Genomic DNA, 16,673 nt, shown 5'->3' with positions numbered 1-16,673 from the left:
CATGGGAACCACCGGCACACCCACCAAGATCACCCAGGGCACCGAGTCCAAGGGCGGCATCGGCGAGTCCACGCTCCGCCCGGACGGCATCCTCAAGGTCACCGGCGAGTTCGCGTACTCGTCCGACATGTGGCACGAGGACATGCTGTGGGGCCAGATCCTGCGCTCCCCGGTCGCCCACGCGGAGATCCTGTCGATCGACACCTCCGAGGCCCTCGCGCAGCCCGGCGTCTACGCGGTCCTGACCTACGACGACCTGCCCACCGAGGTGAAGACCTACGGCCTGGAGATCCGGGACACCCCGGTCCTCGCGCACGGCAAGGTCCGCCATCACGGCGAGCCGGTCGCGATCGTCGCCGCCGACCACCCGGAGACCGCGCGCCGCGCCGCCGCCAAGATCAAGGTGGAGTACAAGGAGCTGCCGGTCATCACGGACGAGGCGTCCGCGACCGCGCCCGGCGCGATCCTCGTCCACGAGGGCCGCGACGACCACCACATCGGGCACGTCCCGCACCCGAACATCGTGCACCGGCAGCCGATCGTCCGCGGCGACGTCGAAGCGGCCGCGAGGAAGGCCGACTTCGTCGTCAAGGGCGAGTACACCTTCGGCATGCAGGACCAGGCCTTCCTCGGCCCGGAGTCCGGGCTCGCGGTGCCCGCCGAGGACGGCGGCGTCGAGCTGTACATCGCCACCCAGTGGCTGCACTCGGACCTCAAGCAGATCGCCCCCGTCCTCGGCCTGCCCGAGGACAAGGTCCGGATGACGCTCTCCGGCGTCGGCGGCGCCTTCGGCGGCCGCGAGGACCTGTCGATGCAGATCCACGCCTGCCTGCTGGCCCTGCGCACCGGCAAGCCCGTCAAGATCGTCTACAACCGCTTCGAGTCCTTCTTCGGACACGTCCACCGCCACCCCGCGAAGCTGTACTACGAGCACGGGGCGACCAGGGACGGCAAGCTCACGCACATGAGGGCCCGTATCGTGCTGGACGGCGGCGCCTACGCGTCCGCCTCCCCGGCGGTCGTCGGCAACGCCTCCTCGCTGAGCGTCGGCCCGTACGTCGTCGAGGACGTCGACATCGAGGCCATCGCGCTCTACACCAACAACCCTCCCTGCGGCGCGATGCGCGGCTTCGGCGCGGTCCAGGCGTGCTTCGCGTACGAGGCCCAGATGGACAGGCTCGCGGACGCGGTCGGCATGGACCGGGTCGCCTTCCGGCAGCTCAACGCGATGGAGCAGGGCACCCTGCTGCCGACCGGACAGCCCGTCGACTCGCCGGCCCCGGTCGCCGAACTGCTGCGCCGCGTCAAGGCGATGCCGCTGCCGCCGGAGCGCCAGTGGGAGAGCTCCGAGGGGGCCGACGTACGGCAGCTGCCGGGCGGCCTGTCCAACACCACGCACGGCGAGGGCGTCGTGCGGGGTGTCGGCTACGCCGTCGGCATCAAGAACGTCGGCTTCTCCGAGGGCTTCGACGACTACTCGACGGCCAAGGTCCGCATGGAGGTGGTGGGCGGCGAGCCGGTCGCGACCGTGCACACCGCGATGGCGGAGGTCGGCCAGGGCGGCGTCACCGTCCACGCGCAGATCGCCCGCACCGAGCTCGGTGTCGCGCAGGTGACCATCCACCCCGCCGACACCCAGGTGGGCAGCGCCGGTTCGACGTCCGCGTCGCGTCAGACGTACGTCACCGGCGGCGCCGTCAGGAACTCCTGCGAGCTGGTGCGCGAGAAGGTCCTGGAGAGGGGCCGCCGCAAGTTCGGCACGTACCACCCGGCGTGGGCGACGGCGGAACTGCTGCTGGAGGGCGGCAAGGTCGTCACCGACGCGGGCGAGGTGCTCGCCGATCTGGCGGACGTGCTGGAGGACGAGGCCGTCGAGATCGAGGCCGAGTGGCGGCACCGTCCGACGGAACCCTTCGACCTGCGCACCGGACAGGGCTTCGGCCACGTCCAGTACTCGTTCGCCGCGCACCGCGCCGTCGTCGAGGTCGACACCGAACTCGGCCTGGTCAAGGTCATCGAACTGGCCTGCGCCCAGGACGTCGGCAAGGCGCTCAACCCGCTGTCGGTGGTCGGCCAGATCCAGGGCGGCACCACCCAGGGCCTCGGCATCGCGGTCATGGAGGAGATCATCGTCGACCCCGTCACCGCGAAGGTGCGCAACCCCTCCTTCACGGACTACCTGATCCCCACGATCCTCGACACGCCGACCATCCCGGTCGACGTGCTCGAACTCGCCGACGACCACGCCCCGTACGGGCTCCGCGGCATCGGCGAGGCCCCCACCCTGTCGTCCACCCCGGCCGTCCTCGCGGCGATCCGGAACGCGACGGGGCTGGAGCTCAACCGGACGCCGGTACGGCCCGAGCATCTCACCGGCAAGTAACCCCCAGGGACCGGGCGGGACTTGCTCCCCCCGTAACCCCTTCGTTCGTCTCGGGCCGTCCCCCGGGTCGTGCACCTTCCCAAATCCCGCAGCCGCAACGGCGGTTGACCTCTGCTGCCGCCGGCGGCCGACGCGGGTGCCCCTGTGAACCTTGGGAGTTGGCACCATGACCCACCAGTCAGTGGAGCCCAGGACCGTCGCCGACGACGCGGGTGCGGGTACCCGCGTCCCGGCCGGACGGTCCTGGCTCGACCGCTACTTTCACATCACCCGGCGGGGATCGACCGTCGCGCGCGAGGTGCGCGGCGGCGTCACCACCTTCATGGCGATGGCGTACATCCTCCTCCTCAACCCCCTGATCCTGTCCGGCAAGGACGCGGCGGGGAACACGCTCGGCCAGCAGGCACTGATCACCGCGACCGCGTTCGCCGCGGCCTTCAGCACCCTCCTGATGGGCTTCGTCGGCAAGGTGCCGCTCGCCCTCGCCGCCGGACTCTCCGTCTCCGGAGTGCTCTCCTCCCAGGTCGCCCCGCAGATGACCTGGCCGCAGGCCATGGGCATGTGCGTGCTGTACGGCGTGGTCATCATGCTGCTCGTCGTCACCGGCCTGCGTGAGATGATCATGAACGCGATACCGCTCGCGCTGAAGCACGCGATCACCATGGGCATCGGCCTGTTCGTCGCGCTCATCGGCTTCTACAAGGCCGGCTTCGTGCACCAGGGCAAGGCCACCCCGGTCACCCTCGGCGCGACCGGGGAACTCGCCGGCTGGCCGGTGCTGCTCTTCGCGGCGACCCTGCTCGCCATCTTCATGCTCCAGGCGCGCGGCGTCCCCGGTGCCATCCTGATCGGCATCGTCGGCGGCACCGTACTGGCCGTGCTCCTCAACACCCTCGGCGTCATCGCTCCCGGGCAGTGGGCGAGCGGCGCGCCCGAACTGCACGGCAGCGCCGTCTCCATGCCGGACTTCTCGCTCTTCGGCGACGTCGAGTTCGGCGGCTGGGGCGACGTGGGCGCGATGACGGTCGGCATGATCGTCTTCACTCTCGTCCTCGCCGGGTTCTTCGACGCGATGGCCACCATCATCGGCGTCGGCACGGAGGCCGGACTGGCCGACGCGCAGGGCCGGATGCCGGGTCTGTCCAAGGCGCTGTTCATCGACGGCGCGGGCGGAGCGGTCGGCGGGGTCGCCGGCGCCTCCGGCCAGACGGTGTTCGTCGAGTCCGCGACGGGGGTCGGCGAGGGCGCGCGCACCGGCCTCTCCTCCGTGATCACCGGCCTGTTCTTCGCCGCCTGCCTCTTCTTCACCCCACTGACGGCGATCGTCCCCGGCGAGGTCGCGGCGGCGGCGCTGGTCGTCATCGGCGCCATGATGATGATGAACGCCCGGCACGTCGACTGGGCCGACCGCGCCACGGCGATCCCGGTCTTCCTCACCGTCGTGATCATGCCGTTCACGTACTCCATCACCGCGGGCGTCGCGGCCGGAGTCCTCTCGTACGTCGCCATCAAGGTCGCCCAGGGCAAGGCCCGGGAGATCGGGGCATTCATGTGGGGCCTGACGGTGATCTTCCTCGTCTTCTACGCCCTCCACCCCATCGAGAGCTGGATGGGCGTCCACTAGACGCCCGCCACGAGGCCCTCCCCGCAACCGCTGCCGAAGGAGACCGAGACATGCTGGACATCGCCGAGGAGCTGCACCGGTGGGTCGGGCAGGGACGCGACTTCGCCGTCGCCACCGTGGTGGCCGTCGGCGGCAGCGCACCCCGCCAGCCCGGCGCCGCGCTCGCCGTCGACACCGACGGCACGGCGATCGGCTCGGTGTCCGGCGGCTGCGTGGAGGGCGCGGTCTACGAACTGTGCCGGCAGGCGCTCGAGGACGGCGAGACCGTCCTGGAGCGCTTCGGCTACAGCGACGAGGACGCCTTCGCCGTCGGTCTGACGTGCGGCGGCGTGATCGACATCCTCGTCACCCCGGTACGGACGGGCGGCCGGGCCCGGGAGGTCGTGGCGTCCGCGCTGGCCGCCGCCGTGAAGGGAGAAGCCGCGGCCCTCGCGCGGATCGTGAGCGGCCCCGCGCAACTGCTGGGGCGCGCGCTGCTCGTCCGCCCCGACGGCTCGTACGAGGGCGGCCTCGGCGCCCACCCGGAGCTCGACCGGACCGTGGTCGGCGAGGCGGGCGCCCTCCTGGACGCGGGCCGCACCGGGACCCTGGAGATCGGTGAGCAGGGCTCTCGTTGCGGAGCACCGCTCACGGTTCTGGTGGAGTCCTCGGTACCGCCTCCTCGGATGATCGTCTTCGGTGCGATCGACTTCGCGTCGGCACTGGTCCGCATCGGCAAGTTCCTCGGCTACCACGTGACGGTCTGCGACGCCCGCCCGGTCTTCGCGACCCCCGGCCGCTTCCCCGACGCCGACGAGATCGTCGTGGAATGGCCCCACCGATACCTGGAGCGCACCCAGGTCGACGCGCGGACGGTCCTGTGCGTCCTCACCCACGACGCCAAGTTCGACGTACCCCTGCTCCGGCTCGCGCTGCGCCTGCCGGTCGCGTACGTCGGCGCGATGGGATCCCGGCGGACGCATCTGGACCGCAACGAGCGGCTGCGCGAGGTCGGCGTCACGGAGCTGGAGCTCGCCCGCCTCCGGTCGCCCATCGGCCTCGACCTGGGCGCCCGCACCCCCGAGGAGACGGCTCTGTCCATCGCCTCGGAGATCGTGGCCGGCAGGCGCGGCGGCAGCGGTGTCTCCCTCACCGGGGCGCACACGCCGATCCACCACGACGCGACGTCCGTTCCGGGCCGCCGGATCGGGTCGGTCGCCTGACCGGGCCGGTACCCCGGGCGGTCACGGCGAGGGCGGCTCCGGGGGCCGCCGCGGGACGGGCTCGCGCAACAGCCCGTCCACCGCCCGCCCGAACATCCACCGACCCGCCCACGCCAGCGGGCGGTCGCAGATCCCGGGCAGCCCCCGCACGCGCAGATCCTCCCGCCACAGCACCCGCGAACCCCCGCCGGCCGCCGGACGCACCTCGATCTCGGCCCACCCCGTGACGAACGTGCCGTGCTTGACCAGCCGGCACCGCCCCGCGTCCCCTCCCCGGGGCGGCTGCCACGTCACGACCTCCATCGGGTCGTCGAACGCCAGCGGCCCCACCCCCGACCGGGCGACGAACACCGTGCCCTCGCGCGTCGGCGGCGGGGTGACCACGCCGACCCGGGTCAGCGGCACGACCTCCGCGTGCCGGGGCCACTCGGTGAGGCGGCGCCAGGCCTCGGCGGGGGGAGCCGGGGACACGCGTTCCAGCAGGAAGAGGACCACGGGGCGATCGTAGGCGGCCGCACGCCGGACGCATTCCCGCGCAGCCGGACGAAATCGGACGCCGTGGTCCTACCATTCCCTCACGCACGGCCAACCGCAGTGTCTCCAGGGGGAGTTGACCGACATGCCATTGAAGGCCTACGGCGTACTGATCACCCGGGCGGTCGACGCCCGGCGCGAGGGCTCCACCGACACCCCGCACTACCAGGTCCATCTGACGGACGACCGGGGGACGCACTACCGGGCGGCGGTCAACGTACGGTCCCAGGAGGAGCCCTCCGAGCTGCTCTACCTGGTCGCCGACGACCTGCGGCATCCGGTCACGGCGGACCTGGAGAGCCTGGCGTCCGGCTGGAACACCCTGCCGCCGGGGCCGGGCGGCCCGAACCTGGACTTCGTGCGCGGCAACCTCTTCGACCCGGCGGCGATGCGTTCGCTGCCCCCGGACGCGCAGGGCCCCGACAACGACCTGGCCGACCTGCTCGACCACTACGTCCAGCGCGCGGTGGCCGATCCGGCCGCCCGGATGTACGTGTTCGGCGAGCGCTTCGGGCCCGAGCCCGCCGTCCGCGACAAGGTCTTCGGCTTCCTGCCCGGGAACGGCGTCCACGACATCCATATGAACCAGGGCAACAGCGCGCGCTTCCAGGGCGACGACGGCGTCCGGCAGGACGGCGGGCTGCTCCTCCACTTCCCGGCACAGTCCCGGTGGGTCGGCATCTTCCTCGCCTTCCAGAGCCAGTCCTGGCACACCGACGACATCACCGGTCACACCCTCCCCGTGGACGGCTCCCGTCCCGATCCGGACGCCGGGCCGGTGCGTATCCTGGCGGCCCTGGTCAATCCGCGGGGCCCGGCCCCCGAGTCCGAGACCGTCACACTCCTCAACGCCTCGCCCGATCCGCTCGACCTCACCGGCTGGCGCCTCGCCGACCGGCTCGACCACGGCTGCGCGGTGCCGCCCGGCCCGCTCGCCCCCGGTGCGTGTCTGGTGGTTCCGCTCACGGACGGCGTCCAGCTGGGCAACCAGGGCGGCGTGATCACCCTGCTCGACGCGCACGGCCTCAAGGTCCACGGTGTCTCGTACACGGCACAGCAGTCCGGGCGGGAGGGATGGACCGTCGTCTTCTGAGAAATCCTGCGGTTCCCGTCCCGTCCCGCTCGGTAAGGGACGGACCCGGGCTCCGTCAGGGCCGGTAGACCGTGCCCGGCTTCGGCTTCCCGGGCGCCAGCAGCTGGGGCACGGTCACGAACACGTACCCCCGCTCCTTGAGCGCGTCGATGATCCCGGGCACCGCGGGCACGGTGCCCGGGTAGAGGTCGTGCAGCAGGATGATCCCGTCCCGGGTCGACTGCTTCAGGACGCGCTCCTGTATGACCTTGGGGTCGTACGTCTTGTAGTCCTTGGCGGTCACGCTCCACAGCACCTCCGAGAGACCCATCTCCCGGCAGATCTTCTGCACGGTGTCGTCGGTCCGTCCCTGCGGCGGCCGCATGAGCGTGGGCCGGCGCCCGGTGAGCTTCTCTATCGCGTCGTTCGGCCGTCGCAGTTCCGCGCGTATCTCGTCCGGTTCGATCCGGGTCAGGATCTTGTGGTCCCAGGTGTGGCTGGCGACCTCGTGGCCCTCGGCCGCCATCCGCCGGACCAGCTCCGGATACTTCTCGATGTGCCGTTTGCCGAGCAGGAAGAAGGTGGCAGGGACCTTCTTGTCCTTGAGGATGTCCAGCAGCTCGGCCGAGTGCTCGCTCGGTCCGGCGTCGAAGGTCAGCGCGATGCACTTGGCCTCACGGCAGTCCACGGTCCCGAACCGGCCGGCGGCTTTGCCGTCGGACGCGGTCTGCGCGCGGGCGGCCGCCGGTGCGGTGGTGCGGACGGTGGTGCACCCCGTCAGCGGCAGGGCGAGCGCGGCGGCCGTCACAAGGGCGGCCGCCGAACGGAACCCGGGGCGCGATCTCTTCGTCTTGCTGGTCAGAAAAGGCATGCCGCGACTATACAGATGGTGTATACACGCGATGTATAGGGGGTGGGGTGCTCGTCACGGGGCACCCGCCACCGATGTGCCGGCCCGCGTACCGGCTGACGCCGCGCCGACCGGACCGGCCGGCGCGGGCGCCGGGGGCCCGGCCGCCGGCAGCTGTGTGGCGGCCAGTTCGCGGTAGAGGGTGTCGTCGTCGACCAGGGAGTCGTGGGTGCCCACGGCGCGGACCTCGCCGTGGTCCAGGACCACGATCTGGTCGGCGTCGGTGACCGTGGACAGCCGGTGGGCGATCAGCAGCACCGTGCACCGGCCCGCCGCGCGCGCGACGAGCTCACCCAAGGCCTGTTCGTTGCGGGCGTCGAGCTGGGCCGTCGCCTCGTCGAGCAGCAGCACCTGAGGGCGGCGCAGCAGGGCGCGGGCGATGGCGAGGCGCTGGCGCTCACCGCCCGACAGGGTCACACCGCGCGGACCGACGGCTGTCTCCACCCCCTGCGGCAGGCGCGCGACCAGAGCGTCGAGACGGGTCAGGGCCAGCACCTCCGCCAGCTGCCGCGGGGTCGCCGAGGGTGCCGCGTACACCAGGTTCTCGCGGAGCGTGCCGGCCATCACGGGGGAGTCCTGCTCGACGTACGCGATCCGGCGCCGCACCTCGGCGCGCGGCAGCGCGGAGATGTCCTCGCCGCCGATCCTGATGGTGCCCGCGGTCGGTTCGTAGAAGCGCTGGAGCAGCGAGAACAGGGTGGTCTTGCCGGCTCCCGAGAGACCGACGAGCGCGGTCCGGGTGCCGCCGGGGACGGTGAAGCCGACACCGCGCAGGGCGGGCGCCCGGCCGGGGTAGGCGAACTCGACCCCGCTCAGCTCGACGGCGGGCGCGACGGCGTGCTCCGGGACGGAGGCGGGCGGCGCCTCGATGTCGTCCTCGGCCGGCAGCCCGTACGCCTCCTGGATCCTGCCCACCGCGCCGAGTCCCTGCTGGAGCTGGGCGGCCCCGCCGACCAGCTGCGAGAGGGGGCTCGCCAGGAAGAACACGTACAGCAGGAAGGCGATCAGTTCGGAGACCGACATCGTGCCGTTCGCGACGAAGGTGCCGCCCACGCCCAGGACGACCAGGAACGCCGTCTGGATGGCGGCGCCGCCCACCATGGCGACCAGGGCGCCGTAGCGGGCGCCGACCAGCCCGGCCGTGTACGCCTCCTCGACGGCGTCCTCGGCGGCGCGCGTCTCGCGGCCCTCGGCGCCGTTCGCCTTGACCGTGCGGGCCGCGCCGAGAGTGCGGTCGAGGACGGCGCCGACCGCGCCGACGGACGCCTGGGAGCGGGCCACGGCGGCCCTGATCCGGGGCAGTACGACGGTGATCACGACCGCGACCAGGGCCAGTACCAGCAGGGTCACGCCGAGCAGGCGCGCGTCGAGCGTCGCCATCATGAACAGCGCACCGGCGAAGGTCAGTACGCCGTTGACCGTCATGATCAGGCCCTCGGTGGCGGCACTCTTGAGCAGGGTGCTGTCGGAGGTGACGCGGGCGATGAGGTCGCCCGGGGCCCGCCGGTCCAGCTCGGAGACCCGCAGCCGGATCAGCCGGTGCACGAGACCGCGCCGCACCTGCCGGACCACCCGCTCCGAAGTGCGTTGCTGGAGCCAGGTGTTGAGGCCGGTGAGCAGGGCGCCCGCGACCAGCAGCGCGGCGAGCAGCGCGACCGGCGCCGCGACGCTGCCGCCGTCGTCCAGCCGGTCCAGGATCGCCTGCGCGAACTTCGGCTGCGCCAGCCCCGACATCCCGGCCAGCAGCGTGAGGAACAGGGAGAACAGCAGCACCCGCCAGTGCGGTCTCGCGTAGCCGACGAGGGTGGACAGCGAGCCCGGGGGAGTGGCGGGCAGGTTCTCGACGGTCACGGGACGCGCACCTCGCCGCCGGTGTCTCGGGTGTCTCCGGTGTTTCCGGTGAACTCGGTGGACTCGGTGGTTCCGGGAGGTCCGTCGGGTCCGATGACCCCGGCGGCCCCCGTGACTCCGGTGGCCCCGGCGGATCCGGCCGCCACCGCCTCGAGGCGGTCCGCGGCGGATTCGCTGCCGCCCGCCGCCCGGAACGACTCCCCGACGGCCGCGGCCGCCTTGCGGTGGCCCCCCGCCGGATCGAGCACGGCGTCGACGGCGGCGCCGATCCTCGCCGCGTCGGCGCGCCCGAACCGCAGCCGCACCCCGGCGCCCGCGTCCACGACCTGGCCGGCCACGATCGGCTGGTCGTCCCGGATCGGCGCCACGACCAGCGGGACACCGTGCCACAGCGCCTCGCACACGGTGTTGTGCCCGGCGTGACAGACCACCGCGTCGAGCCTTTCCAGCAGGGCGAGTTGAGGAACGTGCGGGCGTACGAGGAGATGGCCGGGGAGCCCGCCCCCGACGAGCCCGCCGGGATCGACGAGGACGGCCCGCACCCGGTCGCCCATGGCGCCCAGCGCCTCGGCGGCCGCGTTCAGGAAGCGGGCACCGGCGTCGTTGTTGGCGGTGCCGAGAGTGACCAGGACGGTGGGCGGCCCCGAGGCGTCCAGCCACTCCCAGGGGAAGTCGTCGCCGCCGGCCGGACGGGCGGCGACGGAGGGGCCCACCAGCCAGACCCGGTCGGGGAGTTCGACCGGACCGAGCAGCGCGCGGGTGGTGTACGCGAGCACGCCGTGCGGCGAGAACCGCGGATCCGCCCCGCCCGCCGCGCCGCCGACCCTGTCGCGCAGCGCCGCGAGCAACTCGTCGAGCCAGGCGGCCACCTTGGGCATGGCGGCCAGCGGGTCGACCAGTTCGGCGGAGGTGGTGGCCGACGTCACCCAGGTCCGCCCGAGCGACTCGGCGACCAGCGCGCCCGCCACCGCCTGCTGGTCGCAGACGACGACGTCCGGGTCGTACGCCCCGATCGCCGTACGCACCCCGGGGGCCATGGCCTCGGCCAGCGGCACGAGGAAGCTCTCCCAGAGGAAACGGAAGGCGGCCGGTCCCTTCAGATCGGCGGGCCGGGGCGGCAGGTCGCCGGGGAGCGCGCACGGGTGGACGACGGCGTCGGACCCCGCGAGGCCGCGGACCAGTTCCGGACGGCCCGCCCAGGCGATGTCGTGGCCGCGGGCCGCGAGCGCCGCCGCGGTGCCCACGGCCGGATTCACGTGCCCGACCAGCGGCGGCACCACGAACAGGAACCTGCCCATCTAGCGGGCCTCCCGCAGCGTGTGCGCCTCCTGGCGCAGCAGCCAGTCACGGACGAGGACGTACGTCTCCTCGGTGGCCTCCACCAGCACCGAGTGGCCGCGGTCGGGCAGGACGACCGTACGGCAGTCGGCGAGCGAGGCCTCCAGCATCCCGGTCTGCGCGCTGAGCTTCGACGCGCCGCCGAAGACGGCGAGCACCGGGCAGCGGATCGCGGACAAATCCTCGTCGAGCAGACCGCTCAGCGGGATCTCCCGGGCGAGCGCCGTCTCGTCGAGTACCTTGCCCGCGGCCCGGAACGGACGGGCGTTGCGCTCGCCCGGGTTCTCCCGCAGCCACTCGGTGACCTCCTGGACGACCTGGCCGCCCTGCTCCCCGACGAGACCCTCGTACATGTTCTCCGCCCAGGCCCGGGCCGGTGGTTCGGCCTCGATCGCGACGACGCCGGCGACCCGGTCGGGGTGCGCGGCGGCCATGGCGTAGGCGACGGCGCCGCCGAAGGAGTTGCCGACCAGCCGCACCGGCCCCTCGACCGCCAGCGCGTCGAGCAGTTCGTCGAGGTCGCGGACGAAGTCCTCCATCCGGTAGCCGGTCGGCGGCCGGGACGTCCTGCCGTGCCCGCGCAGGTCGTACATGACGACGTCCATGCCCTCCTCGGCGAGCCGCGGCGCGAGGCTGAAGTAGTAGCTGGCGAGGCTGTCGATGAGCAGGCCGTGGATGAGCACCACGACCGGACGCGGGACGTCGGGGTCGTGCCCCAGCCGCTGGACGTGCACGTCGATGCCGTTCACCCGGAGCGTCGTCACGGTCGGCGCACCTCCGCGACGGCGAGCGTGTCCACCACATGGCCGACGAGATCGCCGACGGTCAGCTCGATGATCTCCTCCAGCCCGCGGTCGGCGATGAACGCGGCGAAGTTGACACGCTCGCCGTAGAACTCGCGCAGCTGGGCGGAGAGGGTGACGAGGTCGATGCTCTCCAGCTCCAGGTCGTCGTGGAAGGACGTCTCCATGGTGATCTCGAAGTCGTCGAGCCCGTACTCCTCCAGCACGACGCGCAGGATGGCCGAGATGTCCGCGAGGACGGTCGCCGCGTCCGGCGCCGGGCTCCGTGCCGGCTGCGTGTCCGGGTGGGGGCCTTCGAGTTCAGTGGTCATCTTGGCTCTCCTGGTCGTTGACGGCCGTCCAGGCCACGACGTACTCCGTGCCGGGCCCCGTGGACGGCTGGGGGGCGGTCAGCGCGCAGTGCCGCACGCGGTGGTCCTCGCCCGCGGTGCGGACGGTCAGGCGGGTGTCGTCCGCCGCGGTGACCTCGAACCGTCTGGGCTCGCCGCCCAGTCCGGTGCCGCGTGCCTTCGCGACGGCCTCCTTGGCGGCCCAGAAGCGGGTGAACCAGAGCCGTTCGGCGCCGGCTTCGATGCCGGGCTCGTGCTCGGTACCGGGCACGCGCCCGGCCCCGGCCTGCTGGACGAGTGCCCCGAGCAGTTCGCGCTCGCGGCCGGTGAGGGCGACGGCGAGGGTGGCGGCGGGGCGGTCGGTGACCTCCTCGATGTCGATCCCGCAGGGCCCGTCGGTCCTGGCCATCGCCACGGCGGTCGTCCCCCGGTGCGCGATCGAGACGTGCAGCGCGGGCAGTGTCCTGCCGTAGCCGCCGGTCACGCGGGGGCGGCCGGTCGGCTCGTTGCCCACCCGGACCTCGGCGGGGTAGACGGGGCCGGTGCCACGGTCCCACAGCAGGTGGCGCACCGCGTCCTTGACGGCGATCCGGCCGAGCAGCCACTGCCGCCGGCCACGAGGTGCGTGCGCCGCGTACTGTGCGCGCTCCTCGCCCGCCAGGATGTTCCGCATGATCAGCTCGCGGGTGGCCAGATCGGGCCACTCCTCATGGAGCAGGGCCCAGCCGCCGGGCTGCATCCGTGACAGCGTGTACCGCTCGGGCTCCCGGTCGACCGCGCGGATCCACGGGTTGCTGTCGAAACGGCGGTCCTGCCAGCCGCTGAACTCGGCCCACACGCTGCCCTGGTGGACCAGTTGCATGTCGGCTTCGAGGGTGCTGTCGGTGACGGACGTGATCCGGATCAGGCACTCCAGCCGTTCGCCCGGGGCGGGATGCGGGCCGTGGAAGCGGATCTCCTTCATCCCCACCGGGAAGACCGTGGTGCGCACCGGCAGCCGGGACATGATCCAGAAGCCGAGGAGCTGTCCCACGTTGTCCAGCAGGGCACCGGGCGCGGGCGGTGCGACGAGCACTCCGCGTACGTGCCGGTCGCCGACCGCGGTCAGTTCGCTCAGGCCCTGGAAGAGGGGACCGTGGAACATCCAGCGGCGCGTGTAGAGCTCGGCGGCGGTGAGTTCGGGCCGCTCCTCCTCGGCCGTCGGAAAGGTCCAGGGCCGCACGGGTGCGAACCGACCGTGTTCCGGGGCGAGTTCGATGCCGGCCTGGGCGTAGGGGCCGAGCGAGGCGGCCACCCGGTCCGGACCCTCGGGCACGATCCGTACGGGGATGTCGACGGCCGGGATCGCCGTGACCCACTGGTGCAGCCGTACGTCGTGGACGGCGACGGCACGGCGGCCGGGGGCGGCCCGTTCGGCGTGCTCCATCAGGTGGGCGATCACGGTGGTACCGGGGACCACCGGCCATCTGTCGGCCGGGTCGGCCTGTGCGGGCTGCCGGAAGAAGCAGTGGTCGAGGAGGTACGGCATGGTCTCGACGGAGACGCGCAGGGTCGCTTCGAGCGGGCGGGGCCCCGGGGGCGGGGTGGTCGTACGAGGGACGGGTGCGCCGGTCTCCCGGGCCGCCGGCGGGGACCCCCGGCGCGCCGCGCGGCCCGCCGTCACCACGTCCGCGGCGAACTCCGTCGCGTCCCGCAACAGCGCGGACAACTCGGACCCGAGCAAACCCTGTTCGTCCAGAACACCCAGTTCCCGGGGCGTCGCGGCCGGGGTGCGGTGCCGGGTCAGCGCGGCGGCCACCCGGTCACGGGTCACCGGGTCCAGGGAGACGTTCGCACCGCCGAGGTCCAGCCGGACCGGACGGGCCGCGCGGCGACCGGAGCGGGCCGCGACGGGGGCGGTCCCCGGCGGGCCGCCGAGCAGCGGGGCGAGGTCCGGCGATGCCCCTTCCGCCCACAACGCGCTCGCCACCCGGTGCAGTTGGGGCAGGCCCGAACGGTGCGGGGAGTGCGCGGGGACCACCAGGTGGTCACGGCCGTGCAGGGTGTCGCCGATGAGGGACCCGAGCTGTCCGGCGCCGAGCTGGACGAAGGCGCGGAAGCCCGCCGCGTACATCGTGTCCACCAACGGCCGGAAGCGGACCGGTTCCAGCAGATGGCGGACGAACAGCTCGCGGACCGCGGCCGGTTCGTCCGGGTACGGGGCGACGGTCGTCGCGGACCACAGCGGCAGCGCGGCCGGGCGCAGGGTGTAGGCCTCGGACGCCTTCCGGATCGGGTCGAGGTAGGGCTCCAGCATCGGGGTGTGGAAACCGGAACGGAACGGCAGGATCTGCGAGACCACCGCTCGGGAGCGGAACTCGCCGACCAGTGCGGCGACGGCGGGCTCCGGGCCGCAGATCATCGACTGGTTGGGGGCGTTGTCGTGCGAGAGGACCACGTCCGTACGGCCGGCCAGCTCCGCCAGCACCTGACCGGCGGGGGCGCCGATCGCGGCGAACACCAGTCCGGGCACGCTCAGCGCGTCCGGGTCGAAGTCGGCGAGGAAGGCGTCGACCTCGTCGGGCGGATGGATCCCGGCGACGGCCATCGCGGTCCACTCGCCCAGGCTGTGCCCGGCGAGGGCGTCCGGTACCACGCCGAGCCGGCGCAGCGCCGCGTCCAGGAGCCGCCCGAGCTCGAAGACACCGGTGCCCTGCCGGCCCACGTGCCCCACGGTCGCGTCGGTGACGGCCGTGGACCAGGGCAGCCCGAAGTGGGCGGCGATGTCACCGCAGTCGGGCGCGAACTCGGCCTCGAGGCCGGGGAAGACGAACGCGAGCCGGCCGCCGCCCGGGCCCAGCAGTGGCCGTGGCACGAACCACACGTCGTTGCGGCCCCGCCACCCCTTGCCCTTGGCGACCGCCTTGCGGGCCAGTGCCAGTCGTTTCGCGGTGGGCCCGACCACGGCGAGCCGTACCGGATCGGCGGCGGGCGCGGTGGTCCGTTCGTCCAGGCCCAGGGCGAGCAGCGCCGAGTCGGAGCGGTCGAGCAGCGCCGCCATCGCGGCGGGCGTCGGCGCGGTCAGCCGCAGCACCCGCTCCGGCTCGCGCACCTCGTACGCCGTGACCGCTTTTCGGACCGCCGCCTGTTCGAGCACCACGTGCGCGTTGATGCCGCCGAAGCCGAAGGCGTTGACGGCGGCCCGGCGCACCGGCTGCCGGTCGTCGGTGTGCCAGGGGCGGGCGGTGCCGATGGGGGCGAACCGGGTGCGGGCCAGGTCCGGATGCGGTTCGTCGCAGTGCAGGGTCGGCGGCAGCACTCCGTGGTGGACGGCGAGTGCGGCCTTGATCAGTCCGGCGATCCCCGCGGCGGGCATGGTGTGCCCGATCATCGACTTCACCGAGCCGATGACGGCGCGCGGTCCGTGGGGCGGGCCGCCGGCCGGGCGATCGGGCGTACCGCCGGGGGATCCCGCGGGAGGCGTCCCCTCAGCGGCCGGTCCCGCATCGCCCCGCTCGCCCGGTGGCGGTCCGAACACCTCCGCGACGGTGGCGAGTTCGGTGCCGTCGCCGGCCGGGGTGGCGGTGCCGTGCGCCTCCAGGAGCCCGATCGAGCCGGGTGCCGCCGGGTCGAGCCCCGCGGCCTCCCAGGCCTGGCGGACCGCGCGGACCTGGCCGCCCGAGTCGGGCGCCATCAGACTGGTGGTCCGTCCGTCGGAGGCGACACCGGTGCCGGTGATCACCGCGTAGACCCGGTCGCCGTCCCGTTCGGCGTCGGCGAGCCGCTTGAGGACGACCACCCCGGTGCCCTCCCCGATCAGCACCCCGTCCGCGTCCTTGTGGAAGGGCCGGATGCGCTCGCTCGGGGAGAGCGCGCCGAGCTGGCTGAACACGCTCCAGAAGGTGATGTCGTGGCAGTGGTGCACCCCGCCGGCCAGCATCACGTCGCAGCGCCCGCTGCCGAGTTCGCGCACCGCGTGGTCGACGGCGATGAGCGAGGAGGCGCAGGCCGCGTCCACGGTGTAGGCGGGGCCGCGCAGGTCGAGCCGGCCCGCCAGCCTGGACGCGGCGAGGTTGGGCACCAGCCCGATCGACGACTCGGGTGCCTCCGGACCGAGCCGGTCGGTGAACGCCTGCCGCACCAACTCCAAGTGGGCGGAGTCGAGGTCGGGAAGCAGCTCGCCGAGGGTCCGTACCAGCTGGCTCGCGGTCCGTACCCGCTGGTCGAGCCGGACCAGGCCGGGGGTGAGGTAGCCGCCGCGGCCCAGCACCACGCCGACCCGGTGCCGGTCGGTGGGCAGCCGGTCCGCGCCGCCCGCGTCGGCGAGCGCCTGCGCGGCCACCCGCAGCGCGATGAGCTGGTCGGGCTCGGTGGCGGGCACCGCGGCCGGCATGATCCCGAACTCGGTGACGTCCAGCTCGGCCAGGTCGTCCACGAAACCGCCGCGCCGGCAGTAGACCCGGTCCGCGCGGGGCTCCGCGCCGGGCGCGTAGTACTCGTCGGCGTCCCAGCGGCCCTGCGGCACGTCGGTGATCGCGTCGACGCCGGAGACCAGGTTGCGCCAGTAGGCGGCGAGGTCGGGGGCGCCGGGGAAGAGCACCGCCATGCCGACGATGGCGACGGGTTCGGCGCGCGTGTCCGTCACGCC

Annotated in this window: 11 protein-coding genes; 4 read left to right on the top strand and 7 right to left on the bottom strand. The window is 73.2% G+C overall.

The window, feature by feature from the left end; translation table 11 throughout:
- The first annotated feature begins 1 nt into the window (after position 1).
- The 3 genes from OG199_RS11585 (at position 2) to OG199_RS11575 (ending at position 5,209) form a co-directional block, all read left to right on the top strand.
- Positions 2–2,383: a xanthine dehydrogenase family protein molybdopterin-binding subunit gene (locus tag OG199_RS11585; protein ID WP_401801105.1), complete on the top strand. Its 2,382-nt coding sequence runs from the start codon at positions 2–4 to the stop codon at positions 2,381–2,383.
- A gap of 166 nt (positions 2,384–2,549) precedes the next feature.
- Positions 2,550–4,007 carry an NCS2 family permease gene (locus OG199_RS11580; RefSeq protein WP_356803212.1) on the top strand — a complete coding sequence of 486 codons (1,458 nt, stop codon included), beginning with the start codon at positions 2,550–2,552 and terminating at the stop codon, positions 4,005–4,007.
- 50 nt (positions 4,008–4,057) lie between these two features.
- On the top strand, positions 4,058–5,209 hold the full coding sequence (locus tag OG199_RS11575) for an XdhC family protein (protein ID WP_401801101.1): 1,152 nt from the start codon (positions 4,058–4,060) through the stop codon (positions 5,207–5,209).
- Between the two features lie 21 nt (positions 5,210–5,230).
- On the opposite strand, the gene OG199_RS11570 is transcribed toward OG199_RS11575, so the two are convergent.
- The gene (locus tag OG199_RS11570; RefSeq protein WP_356803208.1) at positions 5,231–5,704 is read right to left on the bottom strand and encodes an SRPBCC family protein; all 474 of its coding nucleotides are present in this window, start codon (positions 5,702–5,704) and stop codon (positions 5,231–5,233) included.
- Between the two features lie 124 nt (positions 5,705–5,828).
- On the opposite strand from OG199_RS11570, the gene OG199_RS11565 reads away from it, so the two are divergent.
- A complete protein-coding gene (locus tag OG199_RS11565) occupies positions 5,829–6,836 on the top strand; it encodes a DUF2278 family protein (RefSeq protein ID WP_401801099.1) in 1,008 nt (335 codons plus the stop codon).
- Between the two features lie 55 nt (positions 6,837–6,891).
- On the opposite strand, the gene OG199_RS11560 is transcribed toward OG199_RS11565, so the two are convergent.
- From OG199_RS11560 to OG199_RS11535, 6 genes are read right to left on the bottom strand one after another with little or no spacing between them, the layout of a single operon-like run.
- The gene (locus OG199_RS11560; protein ID WP_401801097.1) at positions 6,892–7,686 is read right to left on the bottom strand and encodes a polysaccharide deacetylase family protein; all 795 of its coding nucleotides are present in this window, start codon (positions 7,684–7,686) and stop codon (positions 6,892–6,894) included.
- A gap of 54 nt (positions 7,687–7,740) precedes the next feature.
- Positions 7,741–9,576, bottom strand: coding sequence for an ABC transporter ATP-binding protein (locus OG199_RS11555; RefSeq protein WP_405829363.1), 1,836 nt, complete (start codon positions 9,574–9,576; stop codon positions 7,741–7,743).
- Positions 9,573–10,874, bottom strand: coding sequence for a glycosyltransferase (locus OG199_RS11550; protein ID WP_405829361.1), 1,302 nt, complete (start codon positions 10,872–10,874; stop codon positions 9,573–9,575). The genes OG199_RS11555 and OG199_RS11550 overlap by 4 nt, the downstream gene beginning before the upstream one ends.
- Positions 10,875–11,678 carry an alpha/beta hydrolase gene (locus tag OG199_RS11545; protein WP_356803200.1) on the bottom strand — a complete coding sequence of 268 codons (804 nt, stop codon included), beginning with the start codon at positions 11,676–11,678 and terminating at the stop codon, positions 10,875–10,877.
- Positions 11,675–12,028, bottom strand: a complete 354-nt coding sequence (locus OG199_RS11540) for an acyl carrier protein (RefSeq protein ID WP_401801091.1) — start codon at positions 12,026–12,028, stop codon at positions 11,675–11,677. Before OG199_RS11540 ends, OG199_RS11545 begins: the two co-directional genes overlap by 4 nt.
- Positions 12,018–16,670 (bottom strand): beta-ketoacyl synthase N-terminal-like domain-containing protein, encoded by a 4,653-nt coding sequence (locus tag OG199_RS11535; RefSeq protein WP_405829359.1) that lies wholly within the window; start codon positions 16,668–16,670, stop codon positions 12,018–12,020. Before OG199_RS11535 ends, OG199_RS11540 begins: the two co-directional genes overlap by 11 nt.
- Positions 16,671–16,673 lie beyond the last annotated feature (3 nt).

Origin of the sequence: Streptomyces sp. NBC_01176, from assembly GCF_045039825.1 — a bacterium.
Lineage (GTDB): Bacteria > Actinomycetota > Actinomycetes > Streptomycetales > Streptomycetaceae > Streptomyces.
The sequence above is the reverse complement of the archived record's forward strand: the minus strand, read 5'-3'. Positions and strand labels throughout refer to the sequence as shown.

What these genes read in the sequence shown, in the direction of transcription:
- OG199_RS11585 (WP_401801105.1), top strand. Translation starts at nt 2, where the DNA reads ATGGGAACCACCGGCACACCCACCAAGATCACCCAGGGCACCGAGTCC.
- OG199_RS11580 (WP_356803212.1), top strand. Translation starts at nt 2,550, where the DNA reads ATGACCCACCAGTCAGTGGAGCCCAGGACCGTCGCCGACGACGCGGGT.
- OG199_RS11575 (WP_401801101.1), top strand. Translation starts at nt 4,058, where the DNA reads ATGCTGGACATCGCCGAGGAGCTGCACCGGTGGGTCGGGCAGGGACGC.
- OG199_RS11565 (WP_401801099.1), top strand. Translation starts at nt 5,829, where the DNA reads ATGCCATTGAAGGCCTACGGCGTACTGATCACCCGGGCGGTCGACGCC.
- OG199_RS11560 (WP_401801097.1), bottom strand. Translation starts at nt 7,686, where the DNA reads ATGCCTTTTCTGACCAGCAAGACGAAGAGATCGCGCCCCGGGTTCCGT.
- OG199_RS11550 (WP_405829361.1), bottom strand. Translation starts at nt 10,874, where the DNA reads ATGGGCAGGTTCCTGTTCGTGGTGCCGCCGCTGGTCGGGCACGTGAAT.
- OG199_RS11540 (WP_401801091.1), bottom strand. Translation starts at nt 12,028, where the DNA reads ATGACCACTGAACTCGAAGGCCCCCACCCGGACACGCAGCCGGCACGG.